Consider the following 12051-nt stretch of genomic DNA (forward strand, 5'->3'; position numbering starts at 1 on the left):
GCTCATCGGTAATTGCGTGGCCTGGCCACGTCACCTCGATTTAGAATTCTTGCTTCCGGATAGTATATCGCTCGAGCTTCAAAGTATCAACTTCATATTCAATGGGTCCATGTTCCTGAGGTTCGTTCTCCAGAAGTCCGCGATCCGGAAAAACAATTGCCCCTCGATCTGAAATTGAAATCGGAGGATCGAGAATGTCATCGGTGAACCATCGTTCGCTCGCTTCGATGTCCGTAGGATAAACAAATCCGGGCAAAGAAGCAATCGCAAGTGCCTGCGCGCTCGCGATGCCAAGCTCAGGCATTGTTCCAAGCCAACAGCCGAGGCCAGCTTCGCGAGCACGGGCGAGTATACGGGTGGCGTTCCACAGTCCTCCGACTCGCTGAACTTTGATGTTGACAATAGAAGCCGCCGCTAAGCGAATGATCTCTTCGAGAGCAATCATCGAGTCCGCCGATTCATCCACGCAAATCGGAGTCTTCATTGCGAGCGCCAGTTCAGCCATATCGTTTAGCGCATTGGCAGCGAGCGGTTGTTCGAGCATCATCAGCCCAAAGCGGTCGAGCGAGAGAAGAATGTTACGGTGCGTTTCGAGATCATACGCGGCATTCGCGTCGACCATCAAAGGAATATCCCCAAATCGGCTGCGTATTGCGGTGAGTGGCACAATGTCCCATCCCGGCATGATCTTGATCTTGACCCGTTGATAGCCATCCTTCAGATAGAGAGCAATTCGATCGAGAAGCTCATCGATTGTATCGCAGATACCAACGGCAAGCCCCGACAGGATTTCAGCGCGAGGTGCGCCGAGCAACTCGCGAATCGTTGTGCCGAGCTTTGCAGCCTGCAGATGCCACACCGCCCCCTCGATACCCGCGCGTGCGAATGGTTCTTGCGTATACGCGCTCAGTAATTCCGCGTACTCGACCGGGTTTCGGATCGTGCGAGTGAAAAGATCGGGAATGAGGTCATTTGCGAGGGCATTCCACGTTGTCTCTGGCGTTTCGCTCGAATAAAACGATCCACTCATTGGCGATGCTTCACCATAGCCAATGAAGCCACCAGAATGAAGCTCGAGAACGATGCTTTCTTTTTCAGAGACGATTCCGTTCGAAATTCGAAACGGCTCGCGCATCGGCACGCGAACATGGCGCAAAAGTGCGCGCTCGACTCGATATCCCGTCTCTTCCATTATCCTTTTACTCCTGACCGCAGAAATGCCTCCGAGACAAACCGCTGCGTGAAAATGTAAAGTAAAATGATCGGCACCACAGCGATGAGCGTGCCAGCCATCAGTAGATCGAAGCGGAAATTATGCTGGACGGTTTGGAGCACTGCCAGGCCGAATGTCAGAGGCATTTTGTCTTCAGATGAAAGGAAGAGGACCGGACTCAGCAAGTCATTCCATATTCCCATAAAAACGAATAGCCCGAGGACAGCAAGCGCGGGCTTCGAAAGCGGAAGCAGAATGGTCAGAAAGAATCGAAATCGGCTGGCGCCATCGATCCGCGAAGCATCCTCTAATTCTTTTGGTATCGATTCGAAGAATTGACGCAGCAAAAAGACGCCGAATGCGCCCGTTGCAAACGCGCCGCCGAAGAAATGCGGAATAATGAGTGAAGCGTGCGAATCGAGCCAGCCCAAATACCGCATGATAATGTAGACCGGGACCATCGTAACCTGAAATGGAATCATCATTGTCGAGATGACGATTGCAAACAACCAATTTTTGCCTCGGAATTCCATTCGCGCAAACGCGAATGCGGCGAGTGAAGCGGCGAAGAGTTCGCCAATCGTGCCAAGGACCGATATCTTGACTGAGTTGTAGAAGAACTGTCCGATTGGTAATCGTTGAAAGACGTCGGAGTAATTCGAAAAACGTGGCGGGGCGGGGAGCAGTCGGGGCGGAAAGACCGTGAGGGTCTCTGGAGTCTCAAGCGAAGTCGCGATCATCCAGAGGAATGGCGCGAGAATAAGCACGCCGGTAAGGCCGAGCAAGATGTATCGAAGCAGCTTCATGGCCGGAACACCCACCTCTTTCTTGCTCGGAATTGGAGGAAGGTGAAGACCAGTACAATCAGAAAGAAGAGATAGCCAAGCGCGGCGGCGCGACCAAGATCAAAGAATTCGAACGCCGTCTGCCAGATATAATAACTAAGTGTCAGGGTTGACGTGCCCGGCCCACCATTCGTCATCACATACGTTTGTTCGAAGACCTGAAACGCGCCGATTGTTGTAACGATGAGTACAAAGAAGAGTACTGGCGAAAGTAGTGGGAGCGTGATCGTTCGGAAGCGGCGGAACGCGCCGGCGCCATCTAAACGGGCGGCCTCGTGATAGTCGGAAGGCACTTGCGCAAGTCCTGCGAGCAGGATCATCATGTTGTAACCCGCATTTTTCCAGACGCTCATAAGCGCAATGGCCGGCATGGCCCAATGTGGATCGCGAAGCCATTGTGGGCCGGAAATGCCGAGCAGTGAGAGAAGATAGTTCAGCAAACCCACGTCACCATTGTAGAGCCATGACCAAATAATTGCCGCGGCGACTGTCGAGGTTACCACAGGCAGGAAATAGATCGTTCGGAATAGTGCGATGCCTCGCGTCTTCTTCTCGATGAGCGAGGCCAGCGCGAGAGAAACTCCGATACTGACAGGGACGTACAGCAAGGCATAATAGAATGTTTGCTCCGCGACCTGCCAGAAGAGTTGCGACGAGAGTAGACTCTGATAGTTTGCCAAGCCAATGAGTTTCGGCGCAAGGCCGATCTCATAATGCGTCAGCGAGAGACCGAGGGAAGCGATGACAGGCCCAATGGTGAAGACCATGAGGCCGATCAAAATTGGAGCAAGATACCAATAGGCGATGGAACTGCCACTTCGCTTCCGCCGATCTGTAAGGCTGGATCGTAGCGGCTTTTGACTGGAAGGGCCGATCATCCCATTATTTGTTGCGCGCAAGGACTTCATTGATCTTCTCATCGATGGCCTTGCAACCTTCAATAACCGATTCGCGGCCGGCCATCATGTCTTGCATGTGAGGATCGAACCCATGGTCGCGCCACTCCTGCCACCCAGGTGTGATCAGCGTGAATACATGACCACTCGTATTAATTGCCAGCAGAGCGCGACGATTGCACTTTGGGTCGCCTTCCAAATATTCTGACGAGTATGCGAGGGGTTTATAGAGCGGCATGGCCGAGCGATGTAGCTCATTGACGCCCTTCGTGGTGGGCAAAGTCACAATCCACTTGATCAGCTCCCAGGCGGAATCAGGATGCTCGCACTGTCTTGCGATGCCGAACGCTTGTCCGTTCTGGCGGTCAAGCAAGCCGACAGTGCCTTTCGGTGGAGCCGCCACATCCCATTTGAACGTCGCGTGAGCAAACTCGGTCTTGGCAAAGTCGATCATCAGCATCATTGCCGCGTGGCCTTGTAAGAATCGCTGGCCTAAGGCCTGTGATGGATCCGGCGGCGGGGCAACGTGCTCCTTCTGAATCAAATCGACGTAGGATTGGACCGCGGCAATCGTCGCTGGCTCGGACATTGCACCGTGCGTCCGATCGTCGGAGAGAATCTTGCCGCCATTGGAATAAATGTACGTGTCTATGCCTGTAAAGAGACCATCATCGAGCAAGAGGCCCCAGGTCTTCGAGCCGGGATCCGCGGAATTGTTGGTCAGTCTGCGTGCGGCGTCCAGCATGGTTGCGTACGTCCATGTGGAATCCGGATATTTCACGCGGGCCTTATCGAAGAGGTCCTTATTATAAAAGAGCGCTGTGACACCGCCCGAAGCCGGCATTGCCATCAGCGGCGCCGATGGAATGCCGCCGTTGTGCCAGACAGTAAAAAACTGCGTGAAGAAGTCAGAGTCATGCAGATCGCGGTGAAAGAATGTATCGAGCGGAATTGTGTAGTTGCGTTTGAAGAGCTCCTGCCCATACCAATCGTCAATGAGCACAACATCGCCGAGCGCCATACCACTTGCCGCTGCTGATTCGATCTTGGTCGTGTACAGTCCATACGGAATCGCTTCGATCTCGACATCAATAGCGGGATGCGCCTTCATAAACGGAACGGCAACATCTTGTTTCCACAATTCCTGCTGATCGAGATTGAAGTGGACGAGCTTGATGTGAGTCTTACCCGATGTGGATTGCTCAGTGCGCCCGCAACCAATCGCGCCAAGCAGCAAGGAGATGCAAAGGAGCGCGAGTGCAGCGATGTTTGCCTTGCCAACCGGTCTGCGTTGCTGCTGACCCTCATCGAACGCTCGCACGAAACGGATTTCCTCGAAAGAGTAGCCCTCGCCGAGATGCTCTTTTACTACCGTTAGTGTTGCGACACCAAGTTGTTTGAACGCCTCGCGGATGGGAGCAATCTTCCGGTCCTCCACAAGTCCCGTGAGCGATGTGATGTCTCCGTTCTGCAATAGGGATGCAAGATGTCCGGCAATCGTACTGACAGCGAGCGAACGCATGTCAGAAATACCTCTCAGATTCAGGCCTTGTTTGAAGAACCGGAGCGTTTCATACGCACTATCACCACCTTTGGGCTCACGCGGTGCATGGGATACCACGCCGAGTCGTGTAAGACTTGGATTGCTCTCGCGAAATTTCCGAATACACGCCAGGAACGGGATGCCGTATTGGCGCGACTTTGTTTCGCCGATGCCGGATATCGTCCGGAATTCACCACCATCATTTGGCACGCGAGCAGCGATCTCTTTAAGCGTATAGTCATTGAAGATGACATAGGGCGGAATGTTCTGTTGCTCCGCCAGGCTATGCCGGAGTCTGCGCAAGTCTTCGAAGAGTGCGCGGTTGAGTGCCGGCAGGTCTACGGCTTCGCGCGTTTCATGCGCCAGTTCTTTGGGTCTGTTCAGAGTTACTGTGCGGTTGTTTCGAAGGACTTCCCATCCTTTCGGTGTCACCTTCACTACGCTGAAATGGTCGTGATCCTGAATAATGAGTCCTTGCCGACGAAGCTCATTTGTGAAATGCCGCCATTCGGTCTTGGTATGCTCATGGCCGACGCCATAGGTAGAGAGTTCATGGTGCCGGAAGTCCTGAATCTTTTGACCGCGAGATCCTTTGAGCACATCGATGATATGCGACGCGCCAAAATTCTGCCCTACGCGGACGACACAGGAAAGGAACATCTGCGCGAGCCGAGTGCCATCGAAAGTCTCAACATTCTGGGTCGAGAGACAATTATCACACGAGCCACAATTCGCATCCGGATATGCTTCGCCGAAATATGCGAGCATTGCCTTGCGGCGGCATGTATTGACCTCGGCAAAATCGACGAGTTTGTCGAGTTCTTCGATCGAGCGCGTTCGCTCCTCGGGTGATTTGTCATCAAAGAACTGCATATACTTCTGCCGGTCACCCTGCGCGTAGAACATGATGCAATCGCTCGCAAGCCCATCGCGGCCAGCGCGGCCGGTCTCTTGATAGTACGCCGGGATATTTTTGGCAATATCATAATGGAGAACAAATCGCACGTTCGGCTTATCGATGCCCATGCCAAACGCGATTGTTGCGCAGATAATATCGACTTTATCACGAACAAATAGCTCTTGTACCTTTGTACGGACGGCCTTATCGAGACCGGCGTGATAGGCCATGGCCTTGTGTCCTCTCGCTTTGAGCGAAGCCGCCATTCGCTCAGTGCCCTCGCGGCTCAAACAATAGATGATCCCGGATTCACCCTTTCTGTGCGCGAGATAGCCTTCGAGTTGGGCCATGGCGCCGCGCTTCGGCCAGACTTGATAGATCAAGTTCTTGCGATCGAAGCTTGCGTTGAACTTCTTCGTATCAGCGCGCAAATGCAATTGATCGAGAATGTCGGTAACGACACGGCTTGTCGCCGTGGCGGTGACGGCCATGATTGGGGCCGAAGGAAACCGCTCGCGCAACACATGAAGATTGCGGTAGTCCGCTCGAAAGTCGTGCCCCCACTCGCTGATGCAGTGTGCTTCGTCAACGACCGATAGCGAGACATTCAGCTCGGAGAGGAAGTCCAGGAAGCCCGGGACCGGAAATCGCTCTGGCGCAATATAGAGTAACTTGTATTCTCCCGCACGCAATCGACGAACCCGGTCCGAGATTTCGCGGCCCTCAAGCGAGCTATTCAAGAACGTGGCGGGGATGCCGGTCGCATTCAGAGCATCGACCTGATCCTTCATCAGCGCGATGAGCGGACTGATGACGATCGTGATGCCGGGCAGCATCGCTGCGGGAAGTTGGAAGCAAAGTGATTTGCCGGCGCCCGTCGGCATCAGCGCGAAGACATCGCTCTTCGCGAGTACAGCTTCAACGATCTCGCGCTGAAGCGGGCGAAATTCCGAAAACCCAAAATACTGTTTAAGGGATGCAACCATGTTGTGGAAAGTGCTGACATCCAAAGCAAATCGGAAGTGTCAGTTGTTCCGCGAAGTCCGCTATTCCCCCCACAGCCCCGCAACCCGCGCCTTGATCTTCCCCTCCATCCGCGCAACAAGCCCCTTCAGCATCTCCATCTCCGCCCGCTCCTGTTCGAGGCGCGCGACGATGGTTTGCTGCTCGGCGAGAGGGGGAAGATAGATGCTTTCTTTAGCTAACAACGAAGCACTAATGTTTGCTTGACCGATAGCGCGAGACGCCTTTGTCTTCAATTGTTTTTGCCACCAATCGAGATTCATGTGAAAGTTCAAGAAGTGCGGGTCCACTTTCAACTTATCGGGAATAAGGCGGACAAGATAGGATGCTGCGATATAATCACCATCGAGTTCAAAGATGCCGGTTCTTCCTACGTGTTCAATACTGTTTGTGCGATTAAAGAGAATATCCTCGCGCCTGAGCTGATACTTCTTAAATACTTGGGGTGTGATGTCGGCGCACTTCATACTGCCGTTATCAACCGTGCGGCCATTGACTATCTCATTCATTCTAAACGTCTTGTAGCCGACGCCGTCCGTGTTGAGCGCCTCGGAGATACCGTAATCAAACTTCTTGCAGACTTGGCTTAGCTGTACGATCTCCCACTTCGGATCGATCTCGATTTCGGGCTTGTAGTTCGCAAGGATGGCGCGGGCGCCTTCGATCATCTTGCGGTAGCGCTCTAACTCGGCCACCAACGCCTCCTGCACGGGGAGCGGCGGAAGGGGGATTTCAGTCTCGCCAAGGCTCTTTAAGTTTATTCCAGCCTGTCCGACCCACTTGTTGCATTTAGCGAGGAAGTAGCCCGATTGAAAAAGATAGTGAAGAACATATGCCAAGAAGCGGGGTGATAGGAGAGCACGCTCAACCCGTATTCTAGTCATGTGATTAGAGTAAACAGCATCATAATCCTTGTCGATCAAGCACGTCTTGCCTACCAACTCTTTGCTGTTGGTGTTGTTGAATAGCACGTCATCGGCTTTGAGCGTGTATTCTGGTTTCGCTTCTGACCTTGAAATGTATTTTGAACCCTCAAATGTAAGTTCTCCTTTCGACGTAATGTTCATTGGTCGAAGATGAATCACATCACCTGTCTCTTTTTCAGAATTGCCCGAGGCAAATCCTGACTTCATCTCCGTAACCAACTCTTCCAATTTCAACCGAGGCCATCTTTCGTTTCCGGTGATTACCGCATCTCGATACCGGTCCATCGAGAGATTGTAATCGCCGGAGGCGGTGATTTTCTCTTTCGGGACGAGGAGGGCCTGGATTCCAGCTTTCGCGGGAATGACATGTTTGGTTTTGTACTCTTTGATTACTTCCAGCGCGGAAGGTAATTCGTCCTTCTCGGGTGTGGGCCTTCGTTGAGCGCCAATTTCGAAGCCATCGTTTCCAATCTTGACGAAGAGAATATGCTCGCTGCGGCGGGCGATTTCTTTGTCGATAAAGAGGATGCTCGTCTTGACTCCGGAATAGGGCTGGAAGACCCCAGCCGGGAGCGAGACGACGGCATAGAGCAAATGTTCATCGACGAGCCACTTTCGCAAATCTTTATAGGCATTGCCACTTTGGAAAATAATCCCTTCGGGCACGATGATACCGGCCTTGCCTTGCGGCGTTAGGTGCTCCAGGATGTAATCGACGAACAGCACTTCGCTACGGCTTGCGGCAATACGGAATTTGCCGTGCGGACGAATGCCGCCTTTCGGCGACATGAAGGGCGGGTTCGCCATGATGACGTCGGCCTTGTCGTCCCAGCGGTCTTCGCTGGTGAGAGTATCATACTCTTGAATGGCGGGATCGGCGAAGCCATGCAGATACAGATTGACCAGCGACATACGGACCATGTCGGGCGAGATGTCATAGCCGACGAGGTTCTTTCCAAGCTCTTTGCGGTCTTTGGTCGTGAGCAGATCGCCTTCGCGCTTATTCGTATTCGTCTTCAGGATATACTTGAATGCCGCGATGAGGAACCCGGCGGTGCCGCAGGCCGGATCGAGAATGCGATCGGTCTTCATCGGCCCGACCACCTGCACGATGAAATCAATAATGTGGCGCGGAGTTCGGAATTGCCCCGCATCGCCTTGCGAGCCAAGGACCGAGAGGAGATATTCATACGCATCTCCCAGCATCTCGCTGTGATCGTAACTGAACTCGTTGATGACGCTAAGAAACAGGCGTAGTGTTTCGGGGTCTCGATATGGCAGGAATGCATTCTTGAAAATGTCGCGAAAGAGCGGCGGCAGATTCGGATTGAGCTGCATTTCCGCGAGTGCATCCCCATAAAGCCCGATGAGTTCGTGTCCGCCGATCTTGGTGGAATAGACGCTCGTCCACGCATACTTTTTGTACTTGCCGACGAAGAACGTGGCTTTGCCGCCCAACCGCTCGGCTTGCTGGTCCATGTCGTGCATGAACTTGTAGATGAGGGCCAGCGTGATCTGTTCGACCTGCGATTTCGGGTCGGGGACCTTTCCGACCAGGACATCACGAGCCTTGTCGATTCGATTTTTAGTGGCGGAGTCCAGCATGGATTGTGTGTGGTAAAAACATCGCCCTTTCAGGGCTTCAAAATCTATTAAACGTCTGCTTACCCAGGGTTCCGCTTCGCCGCACCATAGGTGCGGCTCGCTCCACCCTGGGCTGCGAGTACTTCGCCCCTTCGGGGCTGGGTCAGCTCGCCAGACGCTGTTGTGGCCGAAGCATTCAGCCGCGGAGCGGCGGAGTACTCGCAGCCCAGGGTGGAGGCCGAAGGCCGGAACCCTGGGTCGCGCAACCCAAACACACCTAAGCCCTGAAAGGGCGGTGTCCCGGAATGCGATTACGCATTTGGCAGAAAATTATTGAGCGATACATAGGTATCGATGTACTGCGGAATAATGTCGCGGTATCCGTTCAATGCTTCGACATCGGAGAGGCGCAACATCGGATTTGTCGCGAGCCTTCCGTATTCCTTGTTCCGCATGATCTCCTGCACTTCGGGATCGGTCAGATAGGCTTTGAACGCGCGGTTGATTGCTCCATAATACTTTGGGTCCGGCTTCTCAACCTGAATGAAGCTTTCCAATTCCAGATCTAGCAATTCTTCTCGCGATGGGATTGCCTTCTTCTGGAACACATGATCGAGCAATTCCTCGATCGTTGGCTTGCGGTCCAGCCCCAACGCCTTACGGATTTTTTCGAGATTGAAATACTCTTCGGGCTTTTCGAAAATCTCCCTTCGAATATAATCCTTGACGACGGCAAGATTGCCGCTCATGTAGTTATCCGTGACCACCGGATCGTTCTTGACGGTCTCCTCGAACTTCTGGAAGAGCATCCGGTCGGGCTTCAGCCCTTCGAGTCCAACCTGAATTTCCTTCAAATCCTTGAGCGGATCGAGCCGTTCGCTGACATACGACCCTTCCGGATGCCTCGGCGGTGGCTCACCTTCCGGTGGCCGGTCGCTGCGCGGCAGCGGTAGTTTCAGCCGCTCGTCGTAATCGAACTTATGCTCGAAGAACTCGACATTGCCGAAGAAATCGAAGAGGCGGAACGTGGTCTTCGGCTCGGTGGTCACATCGCGCTCGCCGTTCGCAAGCTTCACCTCATACTTGAAATTGTACTTCCGGGTGCCGCGGCCTTTCATCTGCACGAATTCCGTTGGCGAGAAGATCGGACGCATGAGGCAGAGGTTCAGAATGTCCTGACAATCGTATCCGGTCGTCATCATTCCAACCGTCACGCAGACGCGCGTCTTCGATGTCTCGTATCCTTCTACGAGTTTGGATTCCCCGTTGAGCTTATTGTTTGCAAACTGCTTGGTCATACCCTGCGCGCCCGTAATGCGCGAGGTAACCTGTAACGCGAAATCGGACCGGTAGCGGCCGGGCCACGCCTTATCGGCAATCGCATTCAGCACTTCCGTAATTTTCATTGCGTGGTTCTGGCTCACGCAAAACATGATGGTCTTTCCGATTTCGCCGGTGATCGGATCTTTCAGGGCATGTTCCAGGAAGGTCTCGCAAAATACGCGGTTGGTCTTATCGCTGAAGAATTTCTTCTCAAAGTCCCTATTTACGAAGTTCTCCGTGACTTCATCGCCGTTATCGGCGTCATAGACAACCGCATAGCCTTCATCGGAAAGCAATTGTGTCGTGATCTCCGTTCGAGCATCGAGCACATAGGGATTGACGAGATAGCCCTCTTTGACGCCATCGAGGAGGGAGTATCGGAATGTCGGATCGCCGCTCTCGCATCCGAAGGTCTTATAGGTGTCGAGGATCTGTCGCTTCTCCAGTTCGGCGGGTGAGCCTCTGAGAAGTGCTTCCGTATCGGTATTCTTGATGTAGTCTTTTGGTGTTGCGGTCAAACCCAGCTTGAAGCCGACGAAAGGCTCGAAGACGGCACGGGCATTGCCTCCGATGGAGCGGTGCGCTTCGTCCGAAATGACGAGATCGAAATCGAGCGGTGAAAAATCACGGAAGCGAGTGAGCAGGCTCTGCACGGTCGTCACGACGATTGCGGCATCTCGCCAGTCCTCACGATTCTGTTTCCAGACCTTCGTAGTGTAGTCGTTCTTGAGATAGTCCTTGAAATTCTTCTCCGCCTGATCTTCCAACTCCAACCGATCGACGAGGAAGAGAACTCTGGTTGCGTTGCCAGTTCGCAGAAAGAGCTTGATGATGGCCGCTGCGGTCAGTGTCTTGCCGGTGCCGGTCGCCATCTCGAACAGGAATCGGTCGTTGCCTTTCTTGACAGAGTCCTGTAATGCCTGGACCGCTTTGATCTGATAGGGTCGCAAGAGCCGAAGCTTCTGGCTCTCGATAAATTCTTTCCGCGTCTTCTCGTCGAGATACGAAGGATTCTGAGCATAGAGAGGGTTCTGGGTGATGGCAATGTAATCCTCGCCAACCACTTCGCGGATGAGCGCGTGACGGTCCGGTTTGAACTGCTCCTTTAGCGAGAAGTCGGATTGATCGGGAAACTTGGAAATGATCTGCGGATTTCCTGCTTCCAAATCCCAGAGGTAGTGGATATTTCCGTTCGTGAGAATGATGTACCGAGCATTCTTGCCCTTCGCGTAACCGCGTGCCTGCTCCTTGCCATCGAGTGGGTTTCGCTCTTCGCGCTTGGCTTCGACCACGCAAAGCGCATCACCACGCTTATCGAGCAGAAGGTAGTCGATGAAGCCGTTCTTCGTGTGTTCGAAGTCATCGCCGACGGCATCGATTTTTACAGAGGCTTCGAGCGCGATGTTCGCTTTCCCCTCCGCCGTGTCGAAGAACTGCCAACCGGCGTTATCCAGCAAGTGGTTGACTTTGATTCGGGCACGGGCTTCTGTGGACATGAGGGAACAGGGTAGGTTTCTGGAATCAGGCGATGAAAACCCTATGATGTTGAGTCATAGTTGCACCCAATCGCTATTGCGGGTTAGACCTCGTCCGGTTTGGCTGAAAAAACTTCGTGAATTCTTTGATGGGCACCTTGCGCGAGGGGTGAGGAATGTTGTATGTTGATTGTGTGATGACGGGCACCCATTGCTCATTGAAAGCAGAGGCGATTTTGCGCGAAGGGAGAGGGCGTTCATTAAATGACAATTCAAAAGAGAGAATTAAAGTATTACTTTAACTTCGGGCACCTCTTCTTGGGGG

6 protein-coding genes are annotated in these 12051 nt (G+C 53.2%); all 6 read right to left on the reverse strand.

What is annotated here, in order from left to right; all coding sequences use genetic code 11:
- Positions 1-40 precede the first annotated feature (40 nt).
- Positions 41-1192, reverse strand: a complete 1152-nt coding sequence (gene menC, locus Q8902_12880; protein MDP4200451.1) for an o-succinylbenzoate synthase — start codon at positions 1190-1192, stop codon at positions 41-43.
- Positions 1192-2019: a carbohydrate ABC transporter permease gene (locus tag Q8902_12885; protein ID MDP4200452.1), complete on the reverse strand. Its 828-nt coding sequence runs from the start codon at positions 2017-2019 to the stop codon at positions 1192-1194. The genes menC and Q8902_12885 overlap by 1 nt, the downstream gene beginning before the upstream one ends.
- Positions 2016-2978, reverse strand: a complete 963-nt coding sequence (locus tag Q8902_12890) for a sugar ABC transporter permease (GenBank protein ID MDP4200453.1) — start codon at positions 2976-2978, stop codon at positions 2016-2018. The genes Q8902_12885 and Q8902_12890 overlap by 4 nt, the downstream gene beginning before the upstream one ends.
- Entirely contained in the window at positions 2941-6381 is a 3441-nt protein-coding gene (gene recQ / locus Q8902_12895; protein MDP4200454.1) for a DNA helicase RecQ, read from the reverse strand. The genes Q8902_12890 and recQ overlap by 38 nt, the downstream gene beginning before the upstream one ends.
- 60 nt (positions 6382-6441) lie before the next feature.
- Positions 6442-8949: an N-6 DNA methylase gene (locus Q8902_12900; protein MDP4200455.1), complete on the reverse strand. Its 2508-nt coding sequence runs from the start codon at positions 8947-8949 to the stop codon at positions 6442-6444.
- Between the two features lie 290 nt (positions 8950-9239).
- Positions 9240-11747 carry a DEAD/DEAH box helicase family protein gene (locus Q8902_12905; GenBank protein ID MDP4200456.1) on the reverse strand — a complete coding sequence of 836 codons (2508 nt, stop codon included), beginning with the start codon at positions 11745-11747 and terminating at the stop codon, positions 9240-9242.
- Positions 11748-12051: the final 304 nt, after the last annotated feature.

The sequence above is a fragment of the Bacteroidota bacterium genome, from assembly GCA_030706745.1.
GTDB lineage: Bacteria > Bacteroidota > Ignavibacteria > Palsa-1295 > Palsa-1295 > PALSA-1295.

Excerpts from the sequence above, each read along its gene's own strand:
- menC (MDP4200451.1), bottom strand. The coding sequence starts at position 1,192 with ATGGAAGAGACGGGATATCGAGTCGAGCGCGCACTTTTGCGCCATGTT.
- Q8902_12885 (MDP4200452.1), bottom strand. The coding sequence starts at position 2,019 with ATGAAGCTGCTTCGATACATCTTGCTCGGCCTTACCGGCGTGCTTATT.
- recQ (MDP4200454.1), bottom strand. The coding sequence starts at position 6,381 with ATGGTTGCATCCCTTAAACAGTATTTTGGGTTTTCGGAATTTCGCCCG.
- Q8902_12900 (MDP4200455.1), bottom strand. The coding sequence starts at position 8,949 with ATGCTGGACTCCGCCACTAAAAATCGAATCGACAAGGCTCGTGATGTC.
- Q8902_12890 (MDP4200453.1), bottom strand. The coding sequence starts at position 2,978 with ATGAGAAGATCAATGAAGTCCTTGCGCGCAACAAATAATGGGATGATC.
- Q8902_12905 (MDP4200456.1), bottom strand. The coding sequence starts at position 11,747 with ATGTCCACAGAAGCCCGTGCCCGAATCAAAGTCAACCACTTGCTGGAT.